The sequence below is a fragment of the Nocardia sp. NPDC059228 genome, assembly GCF_042754245.1.
Taxonomy (GTDB): Bacteria; Actinomycetota; Actinomycetes; order Mycobacteriales; family Mycobacteriaceae; genus Nocardia.
Map to the genome: position 1 here is coordinate 24,158 of NZ_JBHZAL010000037.1, position 25,716 is coordinate 49,873.

Below are 25,716 nucleotides of genomic sequence, written 5' to 3' on the forward strand. Positions count from 1 at the left end.
TCGGCATTGCAAGAGAATTTCGAAATTGTCTGGAATGACGTCATTCCTTCGGGGTCGCGATACCATGCGAGGGTGCCGACCCGTACCGTCAAACAGACCCGGGCCGAGGTCGTCTACAACGCGATCCGATCCGAAGTCCTCTCTGCCCGCGTTCCGCCGGGCACGAAGATGAAGCTCGCCGACTACAGCGAGCGCTTCGACGTCAGCCTGTCCGTCGTACGCGAGGCCATGAGCCGCCTCGCCGAACAAGGCCTGCTGCAAGCCAATCCGCAGCGCGGCTTCGCCACCCTGCCGCTGTCCGCAACCGACCTACGCGAACTGACCCGAGCCCGCGTCTTGATCGAGACCGCGACCCTGCGCGAGTCCATCGCCAACGGAGACTTGATGTGGGAGGCGCAGGTCGTCGCCGCCCACCACCGACTGGCCGCCACGCCGATGTTCCTCGAAGATGCCGTCCCCAACCTGGATTTCGTGGACGTCCACGGTGCCTTCCATGTGGCCCTACTCGCCGGCAGCGGCAATGGCCACCTCGAATCGATCGCCACCTCGCTACGGGTGCGCGCCGAGCTCTACCTCGCATGGTCGCGCTTCCTCGGCGACGACCCGAACCGCGACACCGCCGGTGAACACCGCGAACTGGCCGAACTGACCGTCGCGCGCCGGGCCGACGAGGCAACCGACGCCCTGGCACGGCACATTCAACGCACTGCCGATTCCCTCGCCGACTACGCCCGAACCGTGGGCAATGGTGAGTAGAACGCGGAGTTGACCGGGACGGTTTGTGGAACACCTCTACGGATCACCGATGGTGAGGCCCGCTGACAACCAACCCTCGAATGGTTCTTCGAGGGTTGTCGACTCATGCTGGCGTGCGTTGTACCAATTCCTGGATGAAGGCGGTGACATCCATGGGCTTTTCTTCTGCCATGAAGTGGCCGGCATCGATCGGCCTGTAGGTGGCGGTCGGGGCCCATTGCTGCCACAGGGCAGCTGCGTCGAATCCGAGGCGCGCTCCCCAGTCGTGGGAGATCACGGCCACGGGCATGGCCAACTGGTTGCCTGCTTTCGGTCGGTGTTTTGTCGGCACCTCGGCTCGGTTTCGGGTCGAGGAGCATCGGGGTCCCGGTAGAACTCGCCGAAAAAGGGATTTTCGGATTAACGGTGGATCCGACCTCGGTGTGGGTTACTTGCCGGCGCGCAATTGGGTTGAGCGGCGGGCTGCTCCGGGATTGGCCATGGGATCGGTCCGGACTCGACGGCGCGGAGCCAGTGGTGCACCGATTGCCTGACAGTCTCCGCTGTTTCGACTTGGGGGTTGTGGCCGGCGCCGTCGATCACGGTGGCGGTCATGTGGGGGTAGAAGTCGAGTAGGTCGAGTTGGTCGCGCCATCCGACGAGTGCGTCTTGGCGGGCGGTGATGAGCAGGTGCGGGCCGCGGTGGGGCGGGACCGAGGTTTCGGGCCAGTTCGGCAGCAGGAACTCGGATTCGAGTTCGGTCGCCGCGTCGGTGTCATGGGCGCGCCAGCCCGGAAGAACGTACTGCTCGAGCAGCGACCAGTTCGGTCTGGTGTGCCCGGCCATGACCATCTGAAATAGTTGCCGGTCCGGGTCCGGTAGCGCGGCGAGGAGGTCCGTGTCGGCCGTGATGGTCGTGGTACCGGGCAGCGTGCGTTGTTCGCCCCACCGGACAACGGGTGCCAGAAGTGCGGAGCCTAGGACCTGATCGCCGAATCGAGCGGTGACGGCGCGGGCGATCTGTCCGCCGAAAGACTGACCCACCACCGCGAATCGCTGGTCTCCAACGTTCTCGGCGATCCAGTCGAGGATCGCACCGGTGAGTGAGGCGGCGGTTGTTCGTCCGCTCAGCCGGGGACTGTTGCCGTGGCCGGGGAGATCGAGGTAGAGGCGTCGCCAGCCCGGGTGGTTCGTGAAGAGGGGTTCGAGCGGCAGGAGCAAGCGGTGATCGACGGTGTAACCGTGGATCATGACCAGCGGTGTGCCGGAGCCGATCTCGGTATGCCAGATGCGGGAGCTGTTCATGTCGTGCAGTTTTCAACCTTGACACATATGTGAGGGTCAACCCCACGCCGGGTGTGACGTACCCCGCAGCCCAGAGCGGGCAGTCAGGCCAGGCCCTTGACTACCGACAGATACTCCACAATGGCGTCGCGATTGCGGGTCAGGCAGGTGATTCGCCTGGTCATGCGTGCGGTCTCGTGTTCGAGGGTGGAGATCATCTCCGGTGTGGCGTCGGCGAAATGGATGGTGCGGGGCGTGCCGAGGCACGGCAGGATCTGCCTGATGATGCGAGTCGGCAGTCCAGCCTCGAGCAGTCCGCGGATCTGCAGAACCCGCTCGACGAGGTAGTCGTCGTAATCGCGGTAGCCGTTGGCCTGCCGGTTGGGTGAGAGGAGCCCTTGCTGCTCGTAGTACCGCAAGGACCGTGCTGGTGTCTCGGTCAGCCGGGCCAGTTCTCCGATGCGCATGTGTGCACCCTCACGTTCCTGGGGCGCGCCCCGGTATGGACCTTGACATACATGTCAATCTTAGACGCTGTCGATCATGACGCAGCAACAATCATCCCTACCCCTACCGCCCGCGATGCCGCGATTTCCGTGGCCGGGTCTGGCGGCTTTGGGAACCGCCGGGTTCGTCACGATCATGACCGAAGCGATGCCGGCCGGGATCCTCCCCGCGATGAGCTCCGACCTCGGCGTGAGCCAATCGACCGCCGGGCAGACGGTGACAGCCTATGCGATCGGCTCGATGCTGGCCGCGGTCCCGTTGACCGCCGCCACGGCACGATGGCCGCGAAAACGCCTGCTGCTCACAGCCATTGCCGGATTCGCCGGAACCAATCTGGTCACAGCCGCAACGAATTCCTACGTTGTCATGATGGTGAGCCGGTTCGTCGCGGGCGTGGTCGCGGGACTGCTGTGGGCACTGCTGGCCGGTCACGCACGCCGGATGGTGGTTCCGGCTCAACAGGGGCGGGCGCTGGCGGTCGCCATGGCCGGAACACCGATCGCGCTGTCTCTCGGCCTTCCCATCGGAACCGTGCTGGCCACGACGATCGGATGGCGCTGGACCTTCGCGGCAATGAGCGGCCTGGCTCTCGCGCTGATGGTCTGGACCGTTGTGACGGTGCCCGACGTGCCGACACAACCGACCGGTTTGGCTTCATCGATTCCACGCACCGCCCGCATCCCCGGCGTCCTTCCAGTTCTCGTCGTGACCGGTGCGTTCGTCCTCGCCCATAACATCCTCTACACCTATATCGCGGCGTATCTCACCCCGGTCGACCTCGCCCCGCAGGTCGACCTGGTACTGCTCGTGTTCGGGATCTTCTCGCTGCCGAGCATCTGGCTCACCGGGCTGTGGATCGACCGGCACCTACGAGCGACGACGATCACGGCCTGCGCACTCTTCTCGGTGGCGGTCGCCATTCTGGCGGTCTATCGCACCGTGCCGATGCTGGTATTCACCGGAGTCGCGTTGTGGGGGTTGGCTTTCGGCGGAGCGGCGACCCTGCTGCAGACCGCCCTCGCCCGTGCCGCTGGTCCGCACGCCGACACCGCGCAGTCGCTGCTTGTCACCGGCTGGAACGCGGGCATCGCGGGCGGCGGCTCGATCGGCGGACTGGTGTTGGCCTGGCTCGGCAGCGAATCCCTGTCCTGGATCGTGCTGGCGCTGACCATCATCAGCCTCGCTGTCACCGTTTCCGCTCGCCGACATGGGTTTCCGAAACATTGGACCACGGCGGCGGCCGCCGCTCGCAGAGCCGGTCCTTCGCCATCGAGGAAGAGCTGGACTCGTTGATTCGGGTGCAGCGGTCGAGAGTCCTGTCCGCGGGGTCGGTGTAATGCCGAATCACGCGCGGCTGGTCCACCATTCGCTCCGCCATCCGTCATCAGACGATGGCCGTCCAGTTACACCACTACTGCGACCACCGGCGCTGCGAGCATCGCGGCCGCCTCGACGCGGGTGATGCGTCGGAAGCGAAGCCAGAGCACATGATACGGTGGCCGCAGCGACTACTTCTTGCGGGTTTCTTCCGCGAGCGGCCGGGCGGTTCCTGGGTTCGCAAACAGACAAGCTCTGTTGCAGACGAGGAACTTCCAGGAGTAGTTGTGGCAGCACATCTGATGGCGGCAGAAGTAGATGCGGTCGTCGAGCGGGCCATTGTCGAACAACGGCTGGTCGGTGTCAGTGTCATGGTCAGTGTGGGCGGCCAGCTCCTGTATCGCCGTAGCGCTGGGTTGGCGGATCGAAACACTGGCCGGCCACTCCCCGATGATGCGATCTTCCTGCTGGCCTCGATTACCAAACCGTTCGTGTCGGTGCTGGCCATGCAGCTCGCTGAGGCCGGGCAACTCGACCTGGCGGCGCCGATCAGCGAATACTTGCCCGATTTTCGTCCAGCCCTGTTGGACGGGAAGCGTCCGGACATCACCGTCCTGCAGTTGCTCACCCATACAGCCGGGCTGTCATACGGAATGTCTCCCGAGGACTACGCGGCTTTCCATGTCGCCGGCGCGAGCAACGGAATGGATGTGCCGGGGCTGAACTCAACCGATGCGGCGAACCGGTTGGCTAAGGTGCCAATGCGCTTCGCGCCGGGCACCAGTTGGGAGTACTCCACCGGGATGGATGTGGTCGGCTGGGCCATCGAAGCCGTGACTCACCGGCAACTGGGCGAGTCCGTGGCCGAACACATCACGGGTCCGCTCGGCATCGTCGACACGGGTTTCGTGGTGTCCGACGCAGCGCGGCTGGTTATCTATTACACCAATGCCTCCCCGAAACCGCAGGTGGTGCACGAGGGCTCAGTGATCGTCGCAGGTACGGACCGAAACAGCGTCGCTCCGGGGCGCATTCTCGACCCGATGTCATATCACTCCGGTGGCGCGGGCATGGTGGGGACCGTGGCGGGGGTGTGGACCTTCCTGGAAGCGGTTCGCACCGGTCGTCTACTCGACGCGGAATCGTGGAGTCGCATGCTGACCGTGCAAGCGGGCATGGACAAGATCCCGATTGGTCCCGGCGTCGGCTTCGGTATTGGCTGGGCGGTGCTCGATGATCCGGTGCGCAACGGAAGCCCTCAATCGAGGGGAACTCTCAACTGGGCGGGTACTTATGGGCACAACTGGTTCATTGATTCCACCCACGAAATCACCGTGGTCTCGCTGAGCAACACCACACCCGCGGGCATGTTCAGTGATTACACGCTGCAACTGCGCGACGCCGTCTACCGTGGTTTGGCGCAATGACCGGCACAGCGCGATCGGCGGCCCCGGCCGCCGCACCGGTGGCTACCTGATCGGGCCGGGCTCGGTCGTCGACGGAGTCGCCTACGTCGTCGAGCGCAGAGGCCCGATTGTGCCGCTTCCTTCGTGGATTGCCATGCGCCTCGGCTGGCGGCCAGGCGATTAGCGGGGTATCCGTGGGCGGCGGCCACGGACTCGGACAGCAGCCGGCCGTCGTGAGTGCTCAGGCCCTGGGCGAGTCCGGGGACATGGCGGTGGCCTGCTCCCACCCCTGGTCGGCAAGGGCGACATTGTAGGGGAGCGTGGCGTTGGTGAGGGCGTAGGTGGAGGTACGGGGTACCGCACCGGGCATGTTCGCGACGCAGTAGAACACCGAGCCGTGTACCTGATAGGTGGGGTCGGCGTGCGTGGTGGGCTTGGAGTCCTCGAAGCAGCCGCCCTGGTCGATGGCGATGTCGACGAGCACCGAACCCGGCTTCATCCGCGCCACCACATCGTTGGACACCAGCTTTGGTGCCTTCGCACCTGGGACGAGGACGGCGCCGATCACCAGGTCCGCATCGAGCACGGCCTGCTCGAGCTCGAGGGTGTTGGAGGTGATGGTCTTGACCTGACCGCAGTACTGGGCGTCGATCTCCCGCAGGCGGGCTAGGGATAGGTCCAGGACGGTGACGTCGGCATGTATGCCGTGGGCTATGGCGATCGCGTTCTTTCCAGAGACACCGGCGCCGATGACGACGACCTTGGCCGGGCGCACGCCCGGGGCACCGCCCATCAGGACACCGCGACCGCCGCCCTGACGCATCAGGTTGTAGGCACCGGCCTGCGGGGCGAGACGGCCGGCGACCTCGCTCATCGGGGCGAGCAGCGGCAGGGAGCCGTCGGCGGCGGTGACGGTCTCGTACGCGATCGAGGTGGTCTTCGCCGCCAACAGCGCGTCGGTGCACTCCGTCGAAGCGGCCAGGTGCAGATAGCGTGGTCCGCGCTCGAGATGATCTGTGCGCCAGCGGCTTTGAAGTCCTCGTCGGCCAAGGGGGAACCGACACCGGCACCGCCTTCGATGATCACCTCGTGGCCGCGGCCGGCGAGTTCGTGGACACCGGCCGGGGTGATGGCCACCCGGTACTCGTGGTTCTTGATCTCGCGGGGGATTCCGATCTTCACGGGTTAGGTCTCCTGAGCGTGTGTGGGGATGTGAGCGACGGGTGTCGCAGCAAACCGGTGAACGTGAGGCACATCACTCATTCGCATTACCAAGTATGAATATTCACCGATTTTTTGCCAAGGAAACTGCAGATAATTCTGTGATTCTATATCAACTCGCTCAATCTTCATCCAATGGGAAGGGTAGGGCCCCGGAACCGAAGCATGTTCAGGAGACGAGCGACCAGCCCGCCGCCCGCGCGTCGCAGCCGACGCACTGCCGCCCCGAACCCCACATCGACGCCAGGGCTCGTCGCGCGGTTCACGTGTCGGCCGACACGAAGACAGCCGGCGCGCCCGGGCGCGCCGGCTGCGTCCAACTCTCGAGCCAGATCGCTCGGGTGCCGGCGTCCGAACCGGATAGCTCGCGATCGGAATGTTGGCCATGTGCGAAAACGTCACTCCCGCAACAATGCCGAGGAATCCGCGCAGATCCGCAGTCCAGATCCGCGATCAGTCGGCATCCGCGCATGCGGGGAACTGCGCAACGATGGATTGGGTGGGCTTCCCGAGCGCCGAAGATACTTCGGAATCGACACAACACCGAGCAGCATATCGAATATCCAGGTGACCAACTCTGGAAATCAAAGAATTACGTTCGCAACTATGGCGTATCTTCCTAATTATATTCCATACTCATGACGCCAGTGGCTCACGTCACAATTCCGGCGGATGCCCGACGGAGACACCAGTGGGCGACAAATGCGATAGCTGAGCTCGACCCTAGGTCGAACCAACGATGGCAGGTGGCACATGCTGCCCTGCGACAACAGATCCATCCGGCTCGCAGGGGTTATCTCCGATTTCTTCTGTGGCCGGCCGACCGGGAACCGAACCACCATGACAACCGCTCCATTGCCTCTTGCCTATGGATACGTGCGCGACGATCTACTCGATGATCGCGAGTCGGATTCGAGTGATGACCGGCTGCGCGATACCGCCCGATCGCTCGGATACGAGCTGGGCACCGTATTCCACGAGCCCTCACCGCGGAGCGCCACACTGCCACCGGCGTTCGTCGAGCTCGTTCAGGAATGCCGTCGAGCCGCGGCACACGTGGTGATCACCCCGCGCGGGCACATGTCGCAAATGGCCGTGTGCCGGATGGTGCTGCTGGAGATCCTCGACGTGCGGGCCGCCACCGCCGTTTACGAGGTCTAGCCGTGAACCACCGGGTAAACGATCCAGGGTTCCGAACCGGAAGGAACCGCTGTTCGCGGAGTGGATATCCGATCGGGTTATAGCGCTGTTTTCGCCTTCTGTTGCGCGGCATGATGTTTGGCCGTGGTCGATGCGGTTCGTCATCTGCTGATGATCGCGGCGTTCGCGCTCGGGCTCGCGTACGTCACACGGCTCCACGCCGACCGAGCTCGCGCTACGCCGTGCCGCGGCCGAGCTCGCCGAGACTTTGCGTGGACGCGCTCATCGGCTGATCCATGGACCGAGTTCAGCCGATGAGCGAGGACACGACCGAACCGAGGCCGTCACGGTCTTCCGATAGGCGTTGGCGGGCAAGGCGTTCGTCGATCGTCCGCTAAATGGCCGTTCGGCTCTGCTCGCGAAGCTCCTGGCGGAGGGATTTCCTGTCGAGCTTGCCGACTGCCGTCTTGGGAACGGATGAGCGGAATACGAGGTTGCGGGGCTTCTTGTAGGAGGCGAGCCCTTCGGCGACGAAGGCAATCAGTTCGCTGCGGAGCTGTTCGGATTCGTGATGGCCGGGCGCGAGGACGACAACGGCTGTCACGGCCTCGACCCAGACCGGGTCGGGTGCTCCCACGACGATTGTTTCGGCGACAGCCGGGTGCGCGAGCAGTCGCTCCTCGACTTCCCGGGGATAGACGTTGTATCCACCGGAGACGATCATGTCGGAGAGCCGGTCTTCGAGGTAGAGGAACCCGTGCTCGTCGAAGACGCCGACATCACGGGTGTGAACCCAACCGCCGGCGGTGAAGGTGGCCTCGTTGAGTTCGGGCGCGTTGAAGTGTTTCATGTCCGGCTGTGCGTGATGAGGGCGCGCTGGCGTATGGCCGGTTCGGGGTGTTGTCGACACGAGGTCGAGGCCGAGTTGGCGTTCGCCCGGGCCCGGGGCAGGGCATCCGGGCGCGGTCCCCCGCACCCGGACCAACCGCGACGCCGACCGCGATCGGCCTGGACACCACCGCGCTGCACCTACTGGCCACGCGTGCGCGCCGCCTTCGACGCCGCCGCGATCGCCCCCCGTTGCTTCGGTCGGGACCGCCTATCGTCGGCAGCGGTGGTGAGAGCCGGAGTCGATACACGCACGGGTTTTGATCGGGGCCTTCCGTGCGCACTCGCGGTCGCGAGCCACCGGACCGTGCCGCCCACCGTTCCCCTTTATAGGGGCCGCCTGCCCGACAGACCCGCAGATCCCGCCCCTGAGCCAGGCCAGGAGATCACCGCGGGTCGGGACTCCGGATACGCGCCTGCGCGGCGAGACCCACAAACCGAACCCCTCACCGCGCAGGCGGCTGCCCTGGCAGCACCGGCTCGTGGGTCTAGCGTTATCGGGTATGTAAGCAGGGACATCGTGATCGTCCGCACCCCGAGCCGCCTGTTCACCGCCGAAACCGGAATGACCTTCGCCCAGTCGCGCATTCACCTCCGGATGCGCGCGGCACTGGGCCACCTGGCTCGCGGTGCTTCCATCGGCGCCACGGCCCGCGCGGTGGCTACCACAAGCCCAGCGCTCGCGGCGGCCGTTCACCGCGCCACCGGCCAGCATCCGAGCACCTACCGCCCGGGTGCCTGACCCCGGTCCCCGTTATGGCCGCTGTCCGCGTCGAGGGGGACGGTGAACATCGTCGTCGACCCGATAGCGATCCAGATCCCAGTCCAGCGCCGGATACAGCAACCCACGCGAAGCCGACAATCAGCGCCGCACTTGCCTCGCTGCGCGGGTAGACCCCAGTTGCCGATGCTTTTGGTGAGGCCACCATTGCCGTGAGCCGATTGTGGCCGAAAACTCGATCCAGGGAGAGCGCTCCGCGCCCGGATCCGGGGATTCCCTTGACGTGTTGTGGATCTCAAGATTAATCTTTGCAGTCCAGACAGGCATAGACGAAGAGCCACTGTCAGCGGTCTTCGTCGTGTCTGTTTTTTTGTGTCGGATCGCTGACAGCCAGCGCAGAAAGTTGGCGGTCCATGAGTTCATCGACGGTCGCAACGCCGCGATCGATTTCGAGCATGTCGCAGGTAACCGCGCTGATCAACAGCCTGCCGAATTTACCGCGCAAGGCGAATCTGCTGTGGTACCTGGCGCTGGGCGGGCTGTTCTTGGACGCCTATTCGAACGCCGCGCTCGGAGCGGGACTGTCGCCGATGACCAAGGAGCTGACGCTGAGCGCAGCCCAGGTCGGCGTGCTCACCGCGACGGCTCCCGCGGTCGCCATCGTGTTCAATCCGGCGGGCGGCTGGCTGGCCGCCCGGATCGGCCGCGTCAAACCGCTGATCGCCGCGAAGGCCGTTGCGGCGCTCGGCGCGGTGCTGACCGCCACCGCCGGCAGCTTCGAGGCGGTCTGGCTGGGGCGCGGGCTGGTCGGCGTCGCCTACGGCGTCGACTTCGCGGTGGCGATGGCCCTGCTCGCCGAGTACACCCCGGCGAAGATGCAGGGGCGGCTGAACCTGTGGCAGTCCGTCTGGTACATGGCCACCACGGTGAATTTGGCGCTGACACTTGCCATTTACCAACTCGGCGTGACGCTGGAGATCTGGCGGTGGTCGGTCGGTTCGGCCGGGGTCTTCGCGATCGCGTTGCTGATCCTGCAAATCATGTTCCTGGCGGAGAGCCCGTCGTGGCTTGCGGCCAAGGGCCGACTGCCCGAGGCGGCTCGCAGCCTGCGTCGGATCTACGGTTTCCAGGTAACGGCGGGAACCGCCGACCAGGGCGGTCCGGTCCGGGAGTCGAATATCGGCTTCCGGCAGGCGGGCGTGCTGTTCCGGCAGCCCTATCTGCCGCGTACCTTCCTGTCCACAGCGATCTCGCTGACCCAATCCATGCAGTACTTCGCGATCGGCTGGTACCTGCCGGTAATCAGCCTGGCGATCTTCGGGGAGAAGTTCGAGCGGGCCACGTTCGGGTCGATGATCTTCAATGTCGCGGGGATCATCGGCGGTGCGCTGTCGGCCTACTTCGGCCGCAAGATCGGATTGCGGGTCAGCTCCGCGATCGGCTACGGCTTCGCGTCCGCCATCCTGCTGGTGATGGGGCTCGGGTTCGGCAGGCTACCGATCACCGTCGGGTTCATGCTGCCGTTGCTGTTCATCTTCTTCCACTCGGCGGGGCCGGGTGCGAACGGCAAGTCGATCGCGGCGTTGTCCTACCGCAGTGACATCCGCACCCTTGGCACCGGCGTGACCGGGATGCTGGGCAGCTTCGGCAGCGTCATCGGGTTGTATGTGTTCCCGCAGATCAAGGAGGCGATGGGGCTCGGACCGACGATCGCGCTGCTCGCGGTGGTGCCGTTGCTCGGCCTGGTCTGCTGCCTGATCGTGCGCTGGGACCCGACGCGCAGCGGCATCGATCCCGACGACGAGCGGATCGACCTGCGATTCGCTGGGAGCGCGGCATGATGCGGCGCGGGATCCTGGCCGTCGACGAGGGTTCCACCGGGACGCGGGCTGCCGTCGTCGGCGAGGACGGGAGCTGCGGGCCGTCGTTCTACGCCACCGTCGATGTCGTGCACCCCGAGCCGTCCCGGGTCGAGCAGGATGCGGAGCAACTGTTGCAGCGCACGGTCGGTGTGGCGGGTCAGGCGGTAGCCTGGGCGCGGGACAACGGCGTCGAGATCGCTGGTATGTCGATATGCACCCAGCGGGCGACCGCGATTCTGTGGGACCGCGTGACCGGGCGCCCGCTGGCCCCGGCCGTGGTATGGCAGGACAGCCGGTACGCCGCCGAACTGGCACAGCTGGCTCCGCAGTGGGATCCGATCCTGTGGCCGAGCACCGGCCGCCCGGTCGGCACCCGCTCCCCGTTCCTCTGGGCCGCCCGGCGGCTCGAAGAGCTCGACATCCCCACCGATCGTGTGCTCTTCGGATCGGTGGACACCTGGCTGGTGTGGCACCTCAGCGGCCGCGCACGGTACACCATCTCCGCGACCAACGCCGTCGCGTTCGGCGGATACCAGCTGCGCGAGCACGCCTGGGACCCGAAATGGCTGGCGCAGTTGGGTTTTCCTACAGAACTGGCGCCGCCGCCACTCGACGACGACGGCGATTTCGGCCACACCGACCCGGATCTGCTCGGCATCCGCGTGCCGATCGCGGCGGTCATGGGCGACCAGCACGCGTCGCTGATCGCCCTCGGCGCGCTCACGCCGGGGCAGGGCACCTGCGTGCACGGCACCGGCACATTCGTGGGTGCCCTCGCCGGCGACGAGCCACCGGCGCGTCTCGGCGAGCTGGACGGTGTGCTGTGCCTGGTCGGCTGGCGCAGCGCGGGACACAGCCGGTTCAGCCTCGAGGCCTACAGTTCGACCACTGGGTCCGCGCTGCGGTGGCTGACCGAGGATCTGGGTCTGTTCGCCTCCGCGGCCGAGATCAGCGCGCTGGCCGCGACCGTGCCGAGCAGCGACCGCACCTGGTTCGTGCCCACGCTGGCCGGGCTCCGCACACCGGTACAACGCCCCGGCGCGCGCGGGCTGCTGGTCGGGTTGAGCCTGGCCACCACGCGAGAAATGTTGGCCCGCACGGTGATCGACGGTATCGCGCACGCGGTGAGCGATACCGTCGACGCCCTGCGGACGACCATGAACCGGCCGATGACCCGACTGCGGGTGGGCGGCGGGCTGGCCGCGAGCGATGCGTTGCTTCAGAGCCAGGCTGACTTCACCGCAATCCCCATCGAACGGGTGGCGGATTCGGCGACCGCCAGCCTGCGCGGCGCCGCCTACCTCGCCGGTACCCGGCTGGGCATCTGGCCCTCGCTGGCTCATGCCGTCGCCGACCAGGAGCCGGGCCAGGTGTTCGAACCCAGCTTGGCCGAGGCCGATCGCCGGGAACTGCGGGCGCGCTGGCAGGACGTGCTCGCGCTCTCGTTGTCCTGAAAGAAGTTTCGGGTCCGGTCACGCCTGGGCCCTGTCCGGAATGGAGAGACCAACTCATGTTCACACTGCCGTCGAGACGGCCGAACGCCGTCGCCGCGCGGGCGACCCCGGGTGCACTACTGCGGCTGGACCGCCGCGCCGCGCTGACCGGACTCGACACCGGCACATTCGACATGCTGGTGATCGGCGGCGGCGTCACCGGCGCCTACGCCGCGCTGGACGCCGCCTCCCGTGGCCTTTCGGTGGCCCTGGTGGAGCGCGACGACTTCGCGTCCGGGACATCGTCGAAATCGTCGAAGATGGTGCACGGCGGGTTGCGCTACATCGAACAGGGCAATCTCGACCTGGTCCGGCATTCGTTGCTGGAGCGCCAGCGATTCCGGCGCAACGCCCCACATCTGGTGCAGCGCTTGCCTTTTCTGTTCCCGATCCTGGCCAAAGACGGGGTGTTCGATGCCCGGATCGCGCGTGCCTTCGAGAGTCTGCTGTGGACCTACGATCTCGCGGGCGGCTGGCGGATCGGCAAGCTGCACCAGCGGCTGACCGTCAACGAGGTGCTGGCCCACGCGCCGACGTTGCGCTCGGAAAACCTCGAGGGCGGGCTGATGTACTACGACAGCCGCGCCGACGACGCCCGGCTGACGCTGGCGATCGTGCGCAGCGCGGCCCGGCTCGGCGCCGTGGTCGTCAACGGCGCGGAGGTGACCGGCCTGCGCACCGCAGGCGGGCGGGTCACCGGTGCGACGGTCGAGGCCGATGGCGAGCGGATCGACGTCCGCGCCCGGGTCGTGGTCAACGCGACCGGGGTGTGGACCGACCGGGTGGACGGCATGGCCGACCCGGGACACCAGCCGCAGGTGCGCCCCGCCAAGGGTGTGCACATCGTGTTGCCGTGGTCGAAGATCCGCAACGACTGCACGGTCACCGTGCCCATTCCGGGCCGCGCGCGGCGGGCGACCTGCACCCGCTGGGGCGATGCCGTCGTGGTCGGCACCACCGACACCGACTACCACGGCTCGGCCGACGACGTGCACTGCACCCGCGAGGAGATGGAGTTCCTGCTCGAAGGCGCCACCATCGCCTTCGACACCAAGCTGGACGCCGGCGACGTACTGGGCAGCTACGCGGGCCTGCGCCCGCTGGTGGGCGGCAAGGAGGGTGCGACGCTGGACATGCGGCGCGACCACCACATCACCGTCACCGCAGGCATGGTCACCGTGACCGGCGGCAAACTCACCACCAGCAGGCACATGGGCGAGCTGGTGGTGGACAAGGCACTCGGGCTGCTGGACCGCAAAGCCCGCTGCCGCACCAAGAACCTGCCGCTGCTGGGCGGCGCCGGCTACGACGCGGAGGCGACCGCCGCGACCGGCGGTATCGCCGCGCATCTCGGGGGACGCTACGGCACCGAGGTGCGGTTCGTGAGCGCGCTCATCGACGAGGACCCGGCGCTGGGCGAGCCGCTCATCCCGGGACAGCCGCACCTCAAGGCCGAGGTGGTGTTCGCGGCCCGGTCGGAGCTGGCGCGATCGGTGGACGACGTGCTGTCGCGGCGGACGCGGCTGCGCCTGTTCGCCCGCGACGCGTCGGTCGAGGCCGCACCGCTGGTGGGCGAGCTGCTCGGCGCCGAACTCGGCCTCGCCCCGGACGTGGTGGCGGCGCAAGTGGAGGAATACCGGGCGGACGTCGCCCGGGAGAAGTCGATCCTGTTGGGAGACAACGCATGATCAGCCGTCAGACCATCACCCACCCGTTCAACCGCGGCAACTACATCGTCGGTGCTCCGACGCCTCCGCGCTGGGGCGCCATGCCCCCGGGCCGGGGCGAGGCCTCGCTGCAGGCGTCAGTCGTGGCCGTGCCCGCGGCCTTGACCGAAGCATTGCGCGGGGCGGCGGACGCCGTGTACACCGATCGCGACGAGGTCGTGCTGCGCACCCGCGACTGGTGGGCTGGATCGATGATCGGTGAGACCGCGGGGAATCCGGCGACGCCGGACGCGGTGATCGTCGAGGTGAGCACGGTGGAACAGATCCAGGCCGCGGTGCGGCTGTGTGGCGAGTACGGGGTGCCGCTGACCGTGTCCGCCGGGCGCAGCAACGTCACCGGTGCCGCGTTGCCGGTGCACGGCGGCGTCGTGCTGGATGTCTGCCGCCTCGACAAAATCGTGTCCTTCGACACCGAGTCGCAGCTCGTCGAAGTGCAGGCGGGCATGTTCGGCGACGTGTTCGAGACCGAACTGCAGCAGACCCACGGCGCCACCACCGGGCACTGGCCGTCCGCGTTCGCGATGTCCACGGTGGGCGGTTGGGTGGCCTGCCGCGGCGCGGGCCAGCTGTCCACCCGCTACGGCAAGATCGAGGATATGGTCGTCGGCCTCGACGTCGTACTCGCCGACGGCACGCTGGCCCGGTTCGGCGACTACCCGCGGGCGGCCACCGGCCCTGACCTGCGGCAGTTGTTCGTCGGGTCGGAGGGCACGCTCGGCGTGATCACCTCCGTCCGGCTGCGCACGCACCCGCTGCCGACGTATGCGGAGGCGATCGCATACGGGTTCGAGTCGTTCGCCGGCGGGCTGGATGCCTGCCGCCGCATCATGCAGCGCGGCGCGACCCCGGCGGCTATGCGGCTCTACGACAAGCTGGAGAGCGGCACTCACTTCGGGTATCCGGACACCAACGTGCTGCTGGTCGCGGACGAGGGCGATCCGGTGCTGGTCGACGCAATCATCCGGGTCAGCGCCGAGGAATGCGCGGCGACCGGATCCGAGCTGGACGGTCAGTCCATTTTCCAACGCTGGCTGGACGAGCGGATGCTGGTCGGCAAGTCGGCAGACGGCTTCACTCCGGGGCCTGGCTTCGTCGCCGACACGCTGGAGATGGCCGGTTCGTGGGCTGCGCTGCCCGCCATCTATGACGAGGTCGTGGCAGCGATCGAAGCCGTGCCAGGCACCCTCGCGGCGTCTGCGCACCAATCGCACGCCTACACCGACGGAGCATGCCTGTACTTCTCGCTGCGCGGCGACGTCGAGCCGGACAAGAGGCGGCACTGGTACCGCTCGGCGTGGGATGCGGCGAACGCCGTGCTCGTGCGCCACGGCGCCGCGCTGAGCCACCACCACGGCTCGGGCCTGCTGCGCGGGCCGTATCTACCAGAGGCGCTCGGCACCGGCTTCGGCACCTTCGTCGACGTCAAACGGGCGCTGGACCCGAACGGGCTGTTCAACCCCGGCAAGCTCGGCCTGCCGAGCACGCTGGGGCCCAGCCCACTCGACGCGGCGAACTGACCGGCCTCCGGTGTTGTCGGGCACTGTGAAACCGTGCAGGCCATGAACGAGAGGATCACGGCGGCGTTCGAGGACGTCCCGGTGTGTGCTTCGGTGGTCGGTTCCGCCCGGGTGCGGGAGTTCGTGCAGGCGCAGTCCCATGTTGGGATCCTGGCGTCCGTCCCGGTTGGCCAGCTGCCGAAGATCGTGTCGCTGCTGGCCGGGCTGGACAAGCTGGTGTTCGTCAACATCGACTCCTGCCCCGGCCTGGCCACCGACCGCGGCGGCGTGGACTTCCTGCAGGAAATCGGGGCGGCCGGGGTGGTCAGCACCCGGGTCGCCCCGATCGAACGGGCACGGGCGCTGTCGATGCTGACCATGCACAAGGTGTTCGTCACGGATCGGTCGAACCTGAACCGCAGCCTGGAAGCGGTCAAGCGCAGCGGCCCCGACCTGGTCGAGCTGATGCCGGCGCCGATCATCCCGTGGATGCCCGCGCCGGCACGGGAAGTCATGTCACCGTTCGTGGCGGCCGGTTTCGTCACCGACCGCGACGGAGTGGCGCACTCACTGGCTATGGGCGCGCTGGCCGCCGCGTCCTCCGATTCGGGGCTGTGGTCGCTGACCCGGTCCCGCCTACTACATGGAGAGAAATGAGTTTCGTTGTGGTGGCCCGGTATCTGACCCCGAATCGGACCCGGGTGGTCGAACTGCTCGGGCCGATGGCCGAGGCGTCGCGGCGCGAACCCGGCTGCCGTGGCTATACCGTTCATACGGGAATCGAGGAGAATGTCGTGGTGATCGTCGAGGAGTACGACACCGAACAGGACTTCACCGACCATTGCGCGTCGGAGCACTTCCAGCGAATCGTGCTCGGCCAGGTCGTACCACTTCTGACCGAGCGACAGGTCACCCGCTGCGTCCCGACCGGCGCGCAGAAGCGGTGATGCGCGCCGGATTTTCGTTGCCCCGGGACCGTCGAGCTGCTCTGCACCCGAGCGGGGATATGGCCAAGGAAGTTCGACATCAGTCGGGAGACCAGTGGCGGCGCATGTCCGCAGGACCGGTTACGGTGTGCGGCCCCTGGGGTCTCGTGAACCCTACAGCTTTTTTATCATCGGCCGCGGTCGACAGATGATCGATGTTGCTGTGGGGTGAAGCCTCGCCCCGCACGGGGCGAGGCTTCACCCCTGGATCGGCTGCGGTACCGGCCGCGTATCGGACGCGGCAACTCGGACGCTACCGCCATACCGTCACCGCATTCGGCAACCGGGCCGACGCGGTCGACAGCGACGACGAGTTCGAAGTCGGCCTCGCGGCGCTGCTGACCGGATTCCGCGCCCTGATCGAGAACGCGGACCCTGCACAGGATTAGACGTCCCGACTATCCGCCGACTGCGCCCCCGCGGACTCAGCTCCGATTTCACCTCGCCCGGTACGTGCACACCCTGAGCCCACAGTGTGGACCCGCGAGACCAACGCTTTCGCATGGAACGCCGTACTCGCCGACCTCCCTGTGGACCAGATTCCCGCCTACATCTCTCCCAGTGGCGCAACGGATCTTTCCGGCCTGCCGCCCACTTATATCGACGCAGGGTCTGCGGAGGTTTTCCGGGATGAAGACGTCGACTTCGCCTCCCGCATCTGGGCGGCAGGCGGCCAAGCCGAACTGCACCTCTGGGCAGGTGGATTCCACGGATTCGATGCCCTCTTTCCCCTCGCCCAACTGTCCAGTGGCGCCCGTCGAACACGCACCGATTGGCTCATTCGGATCCTGCGCCGAACCGGCCACAGCGAGGAGCCGTTGAGCTCTCCTCAATCGGCTGCCGAACGCGCGCACTGAGCTGCCCGTGTCGAGCGTTTGTGCGGACCCAGCCCGATGATGACCCTCATCATCCCTCCCGTGATCGGCAATGTGGTGTCCGTGCGGGAGGGCACCGCTAGTTCGAGCATGGGGCTGGCCCCTCTTCAGCCACTCCCTGCACGGCACCCGATGGGAGGCGACCAGTTGAGAGCCACACCAATACAGATGGCGGGCAGCCGAATATTGGGAGCGCCCCACCGGGTGTCAGCGTTCACTCAATTCCCGGTGCCCGCGTTCACGTTATACCGCAGGTGGTGGGTCCTGATTGATGTTCTACCCGACCTCCTTCTTCGGTGTCTTGGTTTGGTCCTTGGTGCCGGGTCGTTTGTTGGGCCGGTAGGAGGGGCCGTTCATGAACACCTGGTGGCTGGTGTTGATGAGGCGGTCCAGAAGTGATTCGGCGACAACGGGATTCAGGAACAGTGGATACCAGTCGACCGGTGACCGGTTCGAGGTCAGGATCATCGATCCGCCGGCGGCGCTGCGTTCGGAGACCAGCTCGTAGAGGTCGTCGGCCTGGGTAGCGGTGAGTTCGCGCATCCCGAAGTCGTCGAGGATGAGCACGGCGGGCCGGACGAATTCCCGCAGGCGTTTGTCCCAGGTCCGGTCGGCGTGACCACCGGCCAAAGTGGCGAGTAGGCGGCTGGTTTTGAGGGACCGGACCTCGGCGCCCTGGCGGATGGCCAGGTCTTCTCCGGCGGATAGTGGGCCAGGTCGGACTGTTTGCCGAATGGTTTGCGCACATGGGTGGCGATCAACTCGCCGCCTGCGAAGATCTGCACCATCGAATAGGTCGACCACCACACATCCACCTTGCGGCCGATATTCCGCCACGGCACCGAATACAAAGTGCGGCCTGCCTTCACATGAATGTCGGGTCCGACGGTCCCGGTCGACCAGTCCGCGAGCACGAAATCCTTGTCCGGCAAGGGAAGAAGCGCGTCGCGCTCGACCGCTCCGAACACCGTCATCGGGCAGCACCGTCGAGCGGGCGACACGCCCACTGCCCGGCGACGTCGCGGCACCACACGACCGCGGCCTGCTGCATCTGGGCCAGGGACGTCCATTCCCGCCCGCGCCACAGCGAATCTCGGACATAGGGCATAGGCCTTTCGACCCTGGGCTTGTCCTTTGGTTTCCCACGCCGCGCCGGATCCACCAGAGCGCCGTAATGATGCGCGAGCTCGGCACAGGAGCGGTTGATTTTCGGGTCATACAGGTCCGGGGTCGCGACCTCTGTCCGCAGATTGTCGGGCACCAAACGTCTTGGGACGCCGCCGAAGAACACGAACGCCTCTACAGCGCTTCGGTCCAGGCGCATTGATCCATCGTCAAGACGGGCCGCACGAACATCAACCGCGAGCAGGCCAGCACCATCACGAATGCCGAGATCCGGCGGCGTTTCCCGCTGATCGGCTCCACCCACGAGCCCAAATATCCGTAGTCGATCTGGGCTTCCTCACCGGCCGGCGGATCTTCGCGCAGCACCGTCACCCGCGACCGCAGCGTCTCCTCGGGCAGGTTGGCGTCCATGAACCGCTTCAGCGACGACACCGACGCACTCAGCCCATGCTCATCTCGCAGCCGCTGCCAGATCGTCTGCCGCGTCACCCCGGCCTTGGTCATCGCGACGATGAAGTCGCGATGCTTCTCGATCTCCGGCCACGTCGTCTGTCGCTGACGGGTGTCGGTGATCTGCGGAAACCATTGCCGCACAAGCTCGCCCCACTCCGTCACCGACTTCGACGGCCCACCCGGAGCGATCCCCGCCGCGACGGCCGGGTCCACATACTTTTTCACCGTCTTGCGGTCCAGCCCAAGGCTTTCCGCGATCTGGCTCTGCGACCTGCCCGCATGCCAGTGAATCAAGATTTCGGTCACATCGACCACGTCGAACGTTCTCCTCGCCATTCCTGGCTCCCATCACCTTCATCAGATGGGAGCAGCCAACTCCTGCGAGGACCACACCAACCGTCCGCCCGCCTTCCCGCTGGGGAATTACGTGAACGCGACCCTGGGGAATTACGTGAACGAAAACCGGCTCAACCTGGGTAATTTCGTGGACGCCGATACTCGGCAGGGTCAAGGCATTTCCGCAGTCACCTGCCGGTGCTCGTACCAGATTCCCGGGACGACCGATCCGTTCGGCAACTGCTGCGCTCGCCGATCCTTTTCCGTCGCTCCGATCCTGTCGCAGATACGCTGCACCGCGAGATTCGACTCGCTCGTGCCGATCTCGACGGTAGTGAAACCGGCGTCGTGGATCGCCTCGACCAGCGCGGCCACCGCTTCGCTCGCGTAGCCGGCGCGCCGGTGCCGTGGTCCGATCCACCAGCCGAGAGTTCGCGACGATGCGTCGCTACCGCTCGGGTGCACGCTCGCGCCACCTACCAGGGACCCGTCCGACCACGCCTCGAACACGAGAAGCCCGGGAGTCGGGTGCCCCGACCCGACGGCCTTCACCACTTCCTGAGCATTGCGTTCGGTCCACCCGTTCCCGGCAAGCATCTCCGCATCGATCGTGGCGGCGAGCGCGACCGCGTCCTGCCGTACCGGCGGGCGCAGCAGCAGCCGTGCGGACTCGACCTTCCGCAGCACGCCATAACGCGCCCTGATTTCCTTATCGACGAGCCCACCGACCCTCCACGCCCAGAGCCCGCCCGCGACAAGCACGACGCCTACCACGAGCACCACCCAGAAGGCGATAACGAGTCCCCTTGCAGCGGAGCCCGATACGACCGTCAACGCGACCCCGACAACCACCGCCGGAGCCCCGACCGTCACGATCCAACTCGCCAGCCCACGAGCGGCGGCACGCCAGGGCCCTTGCTGAAGGGCCGCTCTGGCATAGGTGATTCGCCACATGGGAAACATGCGCGAACCATATTCGATGCTGTCGAACCGACGCGGATCCCGGCCCAGAAAACAACCAAGCCGTAGGTCGGTGACCTACGTCGGTGGCGAGATCAACACATAGTCGGCATGTGCGGATGGTTGAGATGTCATGTGGCTGAGGCCATGTAGGCAGCCAGGACGTAGTGCGCACCCAACCGTGCTGTCCACCCCGGATCGTCCGGCGCCGCAGGTCCCGGACCGGCCCTACATGCCGGGCCAGTCTGCGCTGGCCGACCGCCCGCACGTGTGGGACGGGTTCGACCGGTGGCCGAGGCCAGCAATGAGCGGGATGGGTGAGCAGTACGCCGAGCTCGACGCCATCGTCACGCGCCAGCACGGGTATCCCCAGACAGGCCGCCTGCAACGCTATCCGGGATAACAGGCCGTTATCCGGGGTAGGTTCGCATCCGCCGAGTAGGGCTATCAGTCGCGCGGTTTCGGCCTAGGCGGAGCTGTGTCAAGCAACTGGGAACCAATCACCGATGCCCCCCTCCAGGAGGTCGAAGGCGCGTTCTGCCTCGGCGACTGCCACCGGATGCCGCTGGGCTGCGCTCTGGCCGTTGACCAGTGCGTGCCAGTTGGCCTCACTGAGGTTGCGTTGCACCGCGATGATCGCGCTGGCCGCCAGCCGCGCGTCCAGTTCCTTTGCTGGCCCGAGTGTCTGGGCGAGTGCAACCTCTCCGGTGGTGAGGAAGTGGGCAAGGCGAGCGGTCAACGCTGGGGTATTCAGTACCAATCGATAGCAGGCCAGCACTTCGGGCACGTCGCACAGGCCGGTGCTGGGTTCGTGATTGTCCAGGCCGGCGTAGAAGGCGGCTCGCAGGGCAGCCAGGGGTGCCTGCCCGTGTGCCCGGTTTCGTACCGCGCGGGCAGCCTCATCGATGTGGTCGGCGAACCGCTGTACGACGAGGTCCTCCTTGGAGGGAAAGTATTTGAACAGTGTGCGTTTGGACACCTCCGCGGCGGCTGCGATGTCCACAACCGACACCGCGTCGAACCCATCAGCGAGGAACAGTCGGAGGGCGGCGTCGGAGATAGCTGCGTGAGTGTGCTGCCTCTTGCGCTCGCGCAGGCCCGGTTCGGGGGTCATGTCAGATAGTCTAGCCAAATGTAAACCGAGTATATAAGTAAACTTGGTGTACTTTTGTTGGCATGCGAATCGGCGTTGCCCTGCCAACCGACTACTACAACCAGCTCACCCCGGGTGTGAATCCCGTCGACTACTTGCTCGACCAGGCCCGCAAACTGGCCGGGCTCGGCGTGCCTGCGGTCTGGCTGACCCAGCGGTTCGACTACGACGCACTGGCGGTTGCCGCGCTGATCGGGCGCGAGTTGCCGGACATCACGGTCGGGACGGCGGTCGTCCCGATCCACCCACGCCACCCCAACGCACTGGCCATGCAGGCGCAAACAGCGCAGGCGGCCAGCGACGGCCGCTTCGAACTCGGCCTCGGCTTGTCGCTGCCGGAGATCGCCGCCGGCTACGGCAACACCCACCCACGCATCCGCTACCTACGCGAATACCTCACCGCCCTATACGATCTGCTCCACACAGGCGCAGTCGACCACACCGGCGAGACGCTGGTGGCCAAATCGCCGACACGCAGCATGATGCCGACGGTCCACTCACCGGTACCCGTACTGCTTGCCACTTCGGGCCCGCTGACCCTGCAGGTCGCAGCCGAACTCGCCGACGGTGCCCTCCCGCTACTCACCGGTCCCAACACCCTGGCCGACTTCACGATCCCCACACTTGCACGACACGCCGCGGCAGCCGGTCGGCCGACGCCCCGCGTGATCGGCATGGTGGGCGGCGTAGTCACCGCTGACGTCGCCGCCGCATGCGATCGCGCGGCGCAGCAGATGGACAGATACGGCCAGATGCCGACCTACCGTGCGTTGCTGGACCGTGAGAAGGTATCCGATCCAGTGGAATTGGCCGTTATCGGCGACGAGCAGACCATGGCCGACGCGGTAGCTCGTTACGCCCAGGCCGGCGCCGACGAGCTGATTTTCGCGCTGACCGCAATAGGGTCGACACGCGACGAGGAGCGAACCTGGGCGTTACTCGGCGAATTGAGCAGAACCAGCCACGCCTGAAGGCGAGCTGACCCGACCGGCGAGCTGGCGTTGTCGATACTCGACACCTCGCCGACCGCCGCGACGAAGGTTCCGGCTGCCGGCGCCTCGCGCTGGCCGGTTCGGTCAGCGCGGTATGCGGCTTCTTAGAAAATGGTGGGCAGGGCCGGGTCCCGGCCAGGACTCGGTCCAGGTGAGCGCGGTCTGCACATCATCGATCGCATCCGGCGCCAAGCACACAACCACCTAGATATGCGCCAAAACCTTTCCCCTCCTTCAACACCGAGCGCCCAGACTACCGCTCAAAATCAGCAAACACAGATATCTGACCAGTTGCCAGCCGAAGCGGTCCTGTCATCGGCAGTTGCGGACGTTCCGCCGGCGTCGGATCGGCACGGCCAGTTGATCTTCCGATGCCTCGCGCTGGCCGGTGAGGTCAGCGCGAGGCATCGGCAGTAGCGCGCACAGCGGACAGCCGTACGGTGCTCGGCCGTTGATCTTTTGGTGGCTGTCGCGCTGGCCGATTCGGTCGGCGCGGTACGTGCGTGCGTTTGTGCACCATGTGGTCCAGCTGGAGGGTTGCCGGGATGGCGTTTTGTTCGAATTGCTAGCCTCCGTGGGTGATTTCGGCACGGAAATGCTTTCCGGCACTGGTGGGGGTCGTGTTGATTTGCTCGATGGCGGCGTGCTCCGGCGAGGAGACCGCCGTGACTTCGTCGCACTCATCAGCGCCGCCCACCTCAACGACGGCCACGCCGGTGCAGACCGATGGCACGTTGCCCCAGGGAGCCGACACGTACGGCTACCGCGACTCGTTCGCCCGGTGCAAGGACGCCGAACGGCTGGTGCTGCTGGCTAGTCAGACCACTGGACGCCCGGTGACCACTGTCCACGGCACGCTGGCAGGCGGCGATCAGCGATTCGTGGTGTGCGAGGACCGGAGCGGCACCCGAATCATGCGGGCGGTGGCGCCAGTGCTGCGGCCGGACCCCTTCGAAGGCACCTTCTTCACCTTCACCGCCAATAGCCAGCAGTTCGTGGCCGATGGCATGAAGATCGATCTAGCGCGCGCGACGATCACCGTCACCGACGACCCGCAGCACCCCGAATTCCGCGCAGTGACATGGACCGTGAACGAGTACTGGAGTGCTGTTTACTAGGCCGTGGCAAGTCTCTGAGCAGGTTCGGCCATGAGCACGGACCTTCGGCAGTTGCGGACGTTCCGTCGGCCTCGGATCGGTACGGCCAGTTGATCTTCCGATGCCCCGCGCTGGCCGGTTCGGTCCGTACGGTATGCGGCAGTGGCGGATGTTCGGCACCGCAGCGAGTTCGGTCCCCTGATCGCGCCGTTCGGCCCGGTCGGCCCTTCTCACGAGCCGACAGAAAGTCCTGGAATTCGGTCACCACGCGGAGGAATTCAGTCTCGGACAGCGTCAGCGTCTCGAATATGGAATACAGCGACTGGATCGTGACGTGGCCCCCGCCGATGTACTCAGCACAGGTTGCGTTGATACAGACTCTCATCGGGTGGTTCGTTGTAATGTTCGGCCACCTCGTGAGCAGCTCCTGAAGGTTGCGCAGGTTGCGGATGTCATCGACGAAATCTGAGATCGCATGACATACCTGGTCCGAGTACGACTGGTTCTCGGCGATGATGAAATCGTCCTCGTCGTAGTGAAATATCCATGAGCACAAGGCGTCCTGCACCTAGACCGTCCTCTCGACCTCGTCGCGCGTCGATCTCCCCACAGGCGCTGGGGCTTGAGAACACCCATATCGGTATGTGCATGTTTCGCCAGGAGCCCCGCGACCGGTTCAAACCGCGCGACCAGCGGCACGCCAGTGCGCCGCACCAGGAGGAGGGCAGACGCGGATCGGTTCGGCGAGCAAAGGCATATCGCGGTTGCGAACCGCACGACATTCGGCATTACCGTGCACTGTCGGCGCTCGGGTAGCCATCCGAGATGCCCGCGGCCCATTGATCTTCCGAGGTGCTGCGCTGGCCGGTTCGGTCAGCGCGGTATGCGGCATGACCGGACACGTGGATGTGGACCGTCGGGCCTTGCCGCCGTTCGGCGCGCATGCCTACGGTGTGATCATGGCGACGATCGTGATGGATGACCTGCCCGCACCGGCGGCAGATGTACTGCGGCGACGAGCTCGAAGGGCTGGCCTATCCATGGTTGCCTACATCCGAGCTGAGTTGATCCAGCTGGCGAGAACGCGTGTCCCGCTGGATGCCGTTGTCGAGTTCCTGGAAGCGGAGCGACCCGGCCACCCGATTGCCGAGATCGACGCCGATGCAATGGCATTGATCGGTGTCTACGAGCTTTCAGCGGAGATCTGGAGTGTTTTCAGTCGCCGCGCGGGAGCCGCCGGGATGCCGATGGGCGGCTATGTCCGACAAGAGCTGATGACTCTGGCCCGCCGAACCACGATCGAGGACGTGGTACTGGAGTTCCTGGAAGTGCAGGATCAGAATCCGGGTCTGCTGATCGACATGGACGCGGTAATCGCGGCAACCCGGTACGCGCGAGCAGAGTAATCGCCCGATCACACAGCTGACCGGCTGGCGGGTTCGAAGAACCTCAACTCGGCAGTAGCGGACGTTCCGTCGCCCGGGATCAACTCCGGCGGTGGATCTTCCGGCCTCACGTGCTGACCGCTTCGGTCACCATGCCAGCGGCAGGTCAGCGCCTTTCAGGTCGGCTTTTGCACGATCAGGCGCGGATTCGGGTTGGGACGACGCGTTGTTGCCTTGCCCCACCGAGCCCTGTCCCGCCGATTGCTCTCTCGCGTAAAGAAGGCGCCGCCTCTTACCCTCTCGAGCCTGCCGTCGGCTTTGTAGACCACCGTGACCGTACCCATCAGCACAAGGCCATGCTCGTCGCGGTTGATCAGAACCTCACGCGGTAAAACCGAGAATACGAACAGCTTGTCGTTCTCGACGATCTCGCGGTCGTCGACGCCGAACCGGGACCAATCTGCCGACTGGTAGAACGCCCCAACAATCTCGGCCGCTTGCTCGTAGCTCACCGTTGCTTGCGGAGTCTTCCTTCGCTGCCACCACATGATGCGCTG

27 protein-coding genes and 2 pseudogenes are annotated in these 25,716 nt (G+C 66.0%); 17 read left to right on the forward strand and 12 right to left on the reverse strand.

All coding sequences use genetic code 11. The annotated features are described in order from the left end of the window. Positions 1 to 72 precede the first annotated feature (72 nt). Positions 73 to 756: a GntR family transcriptional regulator gene (locus tag ACFXKA_RS35855; protein WP_379430728.1), complete on the forward strand. Its 684-nt coding sequence runs from the start codon at positions 73 to 75 to the stop codon at positions 754 to 756. Between the two features lie 103 nt (positions 757 to 859). Here the strand turns inward: ACFXKA_RS35855 and ACFXKA_RS35860 are convergent, their stop codons facing one another. From ACFXKA_RS35860 to ACFXKA_RS35870, 3 genes are all read right to left on the reverse strand, one after another. After that, positions 860 to 1,051 carry a hypothetical protein gene (locus tag ACFXKA_RS35860; protein ID WP_379430729.1) on the reverse strand — a complete coding sequence of 64 codons (192 nt, stop codon included), beginning with the start codon at positions 1,049 to 1,051 and terminating at the stop codon, positions 860 to 862. Between the two features lie 104 nt (positions 1,052 to 1,155). Further along, positions 1,156 to 2,040, reverse strand: a complete 885-nt coding sequence (locus ACFXKA_RS35865) for an alpha/beta fold hydrolase (protein ID WP_379430730.1) — start codon at positions 2,038 to 2,040, stop codon at positions 1,156 to 1,158. A gap of 83 nt (positions 2,041 to 2,123) precedes the next feature. Further along, complete coding sequence (locus ACFXKA_RS35870; protein ID WP_379430731.1) at positions 2,124 to 2,486, reverse strand: MerR family transcriptional regulator; 363 nt, start codon at positions 2,484 to 2,486, stop codon at positions 2,124 to 2,126. 115 nt (positions 2,487 to 2,601) lie between these two features. Between ACFXKA_RS35870 and ACFXKA_RS35875 the strand changes: the two genes are divergently transcribed. The 3 genes from ACFXKA_RS35875 to ACFXKA_RS35885 all read left to right on the forward strand — a co-directional run bounded on the left by ACFXKA_RS35875 (position 2,602) and on the right by ACFXKA_RS35885 (position 5,433). Continuing rightward, complete coding sequence (locus ACFXKA_RS35875; RefSeq protein ID WP_379430762.1) at positions 2,602 to 3,819, forward strand: MFS transporter; 1,218 nt, start codon at positions 2,602 to 2,604, stop codon at positions 3,817 to 3,819. 311 nt (positions 3,820 to 4,130) lie between these two features. Continuing rightward, positions 4,131 to 5,270, forward strand: coding sequence for a serine hydrolase domain-containing protein (locus ACFXKA_RS35880; protein ID WP_379430732.1), 1,140 nt, complete (start codon positions 4,131 to 4,133; stop codon positions 5,268 to 5,270). Next, positions 5,254 to 5,433, forward strand: coding sequence for a hypothetical protein (locus ACFXKA_RS35885; protein WP_379430766.1), 180 nt, complete (start codon positions 5,254 to 5,256; stop codon positions 5,431 to 5,433). Before ACFXKA_RS35880 ends, ACFXKA_RS35885 begins: the two co-directional genes overlap by 17 nt. Here ACFXKA_RS35885 and ald read toward each other — a convergent pair. Beyond that, positions 5,432 to 6,431: pseudogene (gene ald / locus ACFXKA_RS35890) on the reverse strand (alanine dehydrogenase); the annotation flags it as partial. The gene ACFXKA_RS35885 and the pseudogene ald sit on opposite strands and share 2 nt — an antisense overlap. An 879-nt stretch (positions 6,432 to 7,310) precedes the next feature. On the opposite strand from ald, the gene ACFXKA_RS35895 reads away from it, so the two are divergent. Next, positions 7,311 to 7,631 (forward strand): hypothetical protein, encoded by a 321-nt coding sequence (locus ACFXKA_RS35895; protein WP_379430733.1) that lies wholly within the window; start codon positions 7,311 to 7,313, stop codon positions 7,629 to 7,631. A gap of 373 nt (positions 7,632 to 8,004) precedes the next feature. Here ACFXKA_RS35895 and ACFXKA_RS35900 read toward each other — a convergent pair whose 3' ends face one another. After that, a complete protein-coding gene (locus ACFXKA_RS35900) occupies positions 8,005 to 8,520 on the reverse strand; it encodes a class I adenylate-forming enzyme family protein (RefSeq protein WP_379430734.1) in 516 nt (171 codons plus the stop codon). 498 nt (positions 8,521 to 9,018) lie between these two features. On the opposite strand from ACFXKA_RS35900, the gene ACFXKA_RS35905 reads away from it, so the two are divergent. From ACFXKA_RS35905 to ACFXKA_RS35945, 9 genes are all read left to right on the forward strand, one after another. Next, entirely contained in the window at positions 9,019 to 9,240 is a 222-nt protein-coding gene (locus ACFXKA_RS35905; RefSeq protein WP_379430735.1) for a helix-turn-helix domain-containing protein, read from the forward strand. A 434-nt stretch (positions 9,241 to 9,674) separates the two neighbouring features. Beyond that, a complete protein-coding gene (locus ACFXKA_RS35910; protein WP_379430736.1) occupies positions 9,675 to 11,060 on the forward strand; it encodes an MFS transporter in 1,386 nt (461 codons plus the stop codon). Next, positions 11,057 to 12,535: an FGGY family carbohydrate kinase gene (locus ACFXKA_RS35915; protein ID WP_379430737.1), complete on the forward strand. Its 1,479-nt coding sequence runs from the start codon at positions 11,057 to 11,059 to the stop codon at positions 12,533 to 12,535. The genes ACFXKA_RS35910 and ACFXKA_RS35915 overlap by 4 nt, the downstream gene beginning before the upstream one ends. Positions 12,536 to 12,591: 56 nt before the next feature. After that, positions 12,592 to 14,262 carry an FAD-dependent oxidoreductase gene (locus ACFXKA_RS35920; protein WP_379430738.1) on the forward strand — a complete coding sequence of 557 codons (1,671 nt, stop codon included), beginning with the start codon at positions 12,592 to 12,594 and terminating at the stop codon, positions 14,260 to 14,262. Beyond that, positions 14,259 to 15,818, forward strand: a complete 1,560-nt coding sequence (locus ACFXKA_RS35925) for an FAD-binding oxidoreductase (RefSeq protein WP_379430739.1) — start codon at positions 14,259 to 14,261, stop codon at positions 15,816 to 15,818. Before ACFXKA_RS35920 ends, ACFXKA_RS35925 begins: the two co-directional genes overlap by 4 nt. A gap of 42 nt (positions 15,819 to 15,860) precedes the next feature. Then, on the forward strand, positions 15,861 to 16,454 hold the full coding sequence (locus tag ACFXKA_RS35930) for a glycerol-3-phosphate responsive antiterminator (protein ID WP_379430740.1): 594 nt from the start codon (positions 15,861 to 15,863) through the stop codon (positions 16,452 to 16,454). Next, the gene (locus tag ACFXKA_RS35935; RefSeq protein ID WP_379430741.1) at positions 16,451 to 16,744 is read left to right on the forward strand and encodes an antibiotic biosynthesis monooxygenase family protein; all 294 of its coding nucleotides are present in this window, start codon (positions 16,451 to 16,453) and stop codon (positions 16,742 to 16,744) included. The genes ACFXKA_RS35930 and ACFXKA_RS35935 overlap by 4 nt, the downstream gene beginning before the upstream one ends. 194 nt (positions 16,745 to 16,938) lie before the next feature. Then, positions 16,939 to 17,172: a hypothetical protein gene (locus ACFXKA_RS35940; protein WP_379430742.1), complete on the forward strand. Its 234-nt coding sequence runs from the start codon at positions 16,939 to 16,941 to the stop codon at positions 17,170 to 17,172. Positions 17,173 to 17,217: 45 nt separating this feature from the next. Beyond that, positions 17,218 to 17,640: an alpha/beta hydrolase gene (locus ACFXKA_RS35945; RefSeq protein ID WP_379430763.1), complete on the forward strand. Its 423-nt coding sequence runs from the start codon at positions 17,218 to 17,220 to the stop codon at positions 17,638 to 17,640. A gap of 294 nt (positions 17,641 to 17,934) precedes the next feature. Here the strand turns inward: ACFXKA_RS35945 and ACFXKA_RS35950 are convergent, their stop codons facing one another. From ACFXKA_RS35950 to ACFXKA_RS35975, 6 genes and pseudogenes are all read right to left on the reverse strand, one after another. Beyond that, the gene (locus ACFXKA_RS35950) at positions 17,935 to 18,495 is read right to left on the reverse strand and encodes an ATP-binding protein (RefSeq protein WP_379430743.1); all 561 of its coding nucleotides are present in this window, start codon (positions 18,493 to 18,495) and stop codon (positions 17,935 to 17,937) included. Then, positions 18,408 to 18,728 (reverse strand): annotated as a pseudogene (locus ACFXKA_RS35955) (hypothetical protein); the annotation flags it as partial. The pseudogene ACFXKA_RS35955 and the gene ACFXKA_RS35950, both read right to left, overlap by 88 nt. Then, positions 18,629 to 18,982: a hypothetical protein gene (locus tag ACFXKA_RS35960; protein ID WP_379430744.1), complete on the reverse strand. Its 354-nt coding sequence runs from the start codon at positions 18,980 to 18,982 to the stop codon at positions 18,629 to 18,631. The gene ACFXKA_RS35960 and the pseudogene ACFXKA_RS35955, both read right to left, overlap by 100 nt. Next, positions 18,958 to 19,551: a hypothetical protein gene (locus ACFXKA_RS35965; RefSeq protein ID WP_379430745.1), complete on the reverse strand. Its 594-nt coding sequence runs from the start codon at positions 19,549 to 19,551 to the stop codon at positions 18,958 to 18,960. Before ACFXKA_RS35965 ends, ACFXKA_RS35960 begins: the two co-directional genes overlap by 25 nt. A 192-nt stretch (positions 19,552 to 19,743) precedes the next feature. Then, positions 19,744 to 20,535 carry a GNAT family N-acetyltransferase gene (locus ACFXKA_RS35970; protein ID WP_379430746.1) on the reverse strand — a complete coding sequence of 264 codons (792 nt, stop codon included), beginning with the start codon at positions 20,533 to 20,535 and terminating at the stop codon, positions 19,744 to 19,746. A 478-nt stretch (positions 20,536 to 21,013) separates the two neighbouring features. Further along, positions 21,014 to 21,646, reverse strand: coding sequence for a TetR family transcriptional regulator (locus ACFXKA_RS35975; RefSeq protein ID WP_379430747.1), 633 nt, complete (start codon positions 21,644 to 21,646; stop codon positions 21,014 to 21,016). A 62-nt stretch (positions 21,647 to 21,708) separates the two neighbouring features. Between ACFXKA_RS35975 and ACFXKA_RS35980 the strand changes: the two genes are divergently transcribed. The 3 genes from ACFXKA_RS35980 to ACFXKA_RS35990 all read left to right on the forward strand — a co-directional run bounded on the left by ACFXKA_RS35980 (position 21,709) and on the right by ACFXKA_RS35990 (position 25,180). Then, complete coding sequence (locus ACFXKA_RS35980) at positions 21,709 to 22,656, forward strand: TIGR03564 family F420-dependent LLM class oxidoreductase (protein ID WP_379430748.1); 948 nt, start codon at positions 21,709 to 21,711, stop codon at positions 22,654 to 22,656. A 599-nt stretch (positions 22,657 to 23,255) separates the two neighbouring features. Then, positions 23,256 to 23,795 (forward strand): hypothetical protein, encoded by a 540-nt coding sequence (locus ACFXKA_RS35985; RefSeq protein WP_379430749.1) that lies wholly within the window; start codon positions 23,256 to 23,258, stop codon positions 23,793 to 23,795. An 869-nt stretch (positions 23,796 to 24,664) separates the two neighbouring features. After that, positions 24,665 to 25,180 carry a hypothetical protein gene (locus ACFXKA_RS35990; protein WP_379430750.1) on the forward strand — a complete coding sequence of 172 codons (516 nt, stop codon included), beginning with the start codon at positions 24,665 to 24,667 and terminating at the stop codon, positions 25,178 to 25,180. A gap of 155 nt (positions 25,181 to 25,335) precedes the next feature. On the opposite strand, the gene ACFXKA_RS35995 is transcribed toward ACFXKA_RS35990, so the two are convergent. Then, entirely contained in the window at positions 25,336 to 25,671 is a 336-nt protein-coding gene (locus tag ACFXKA_RS35995; protein ID WP_379430752.1) for a hypothetical protein, read from the reverse strand. Between the last annotated feature and the right edge of the window lie 45 nt (positions 25,672 to 25,716).

Excerpts from the sequence above, each read along its gene's own strand:
- ACFXKA_RS35925 (WP_379430739.1), top strand. The coding sequence starts at position 14,259 with ATGATCAGCCGTCAGACCATCACCCACCCGTTCAACCGCGGCAACTAC.
- ACFXKA_RS35980 (WP_379430748.1), top strand. The coding sequence starts at position 21,709 with ATGCGAATCGGCGTTGCCCTGCCAACCGACTACTACAACCAGCTCACC.
- ACFXKA_RS35930 (WP_379430740.1), top strand. The coding sequence starts at position 15,861 with ATGAACGAGAGGATCACGGCGGCGTTCGAGGACGTCCCGGTGTGTGCT.
- ACFXKA_RS35990 (WP_379430750.1), top strand. The coding sequence starts at position 24,665 with ATGACCGGACACGTGGATGTGGACCGTCGGGCCTTGCCGCCGTTCGGC.
- ACFXKA_RS35975 (WP_379430747.1), bottom strand. The coding sequence starts at position 21,646 with ATGACCCCCGAACCGGGCCTGCGCGAGCGCAAGAGGCAGCACACTCAC.
- ACFXKA_RS35875 (WP_379430762.1), top strand. The coding sequence starts at position 2,602 with ATGCCGCGATTTCCGTGGCCGGGTCTGGCGGCTTTGGGAACCGCCGGG.
- ACFXKA_RS35870 (WP_379430731.1), bottom strand. The coding sequence starts at position 2,486 with ATGCGCATCGGAGAACTGGCCCGGCTGACCGAGACACCAGCACGGTCC.
- ACFXKA_RS35970 (WP_379430746.1), bottom strand. The coding sequence starts at position 20,535 with ATGTTTCCCATGTGGCGAATCACCTATGCCAGAGCGGCCCTTCAGCAA.
- ACFXKA_RS35915 (WP_379430737.1), top strand. The coding sequence starts at position 11,057 with ATGATGCGGCGCGGGATCCTGGCCGTCGACGAGGGTTCCACCGGGACG.
- ACFXKA_RS35865 (WP_379430730.1), bottom strand. The coding sequence starts at position 2,040 with ATGAACAGCTCCCGCATCTGGCATACCGAGATCGGCTCCGGCACACCG.
- ACFXKA_RS35895 (WP_379430733.1), top strand. The coding sequence starts at position 7,311 with ATGACAACCGCTCCATTGCCTCTTGCCTATGGATACGTGCGCGACGAT.
- ACFXKA_RS35940 (WP_379430742.1), top strand. The coding sequence starts at position 16,939 with ATGTTGCTGTGGGGTGAAGCCTCGCCCCGCACGGGGCGAGGCTTCACC.
- ACFXKA_RS35960 (WP_379430744.1), bottom strand. The coding sequence starts at position 18,982 with ATGCGCCTGGACCGAAGCGCTGTAGAGGCGTTCGTGTTCTTCGGCGGC.
- ACFXKA_RS35920 (WP_379430738.1), top strand. The coding sequence starts at position 12,592 with ATGTTCACACTGCCGTCGAGACGGCCGAACGCCGTCGCCGCGCGGGCG.
- ACFXKA_RS35910 (WP_379430736.1), top strand. The coding sequence starts at position 9,675 with ATGTCGCAGGTAACCGCGCTGATCAACAGCCTGCCGAATTTACCGCGC.
- ACFXKA_RS35935 (WP_379430741.1), top strand. The coding sequence starts at position 16,451 with ATGAGTTTCGTTGTGGTGGCCCGGTATCTGACCCCGAATCGGACCCGG.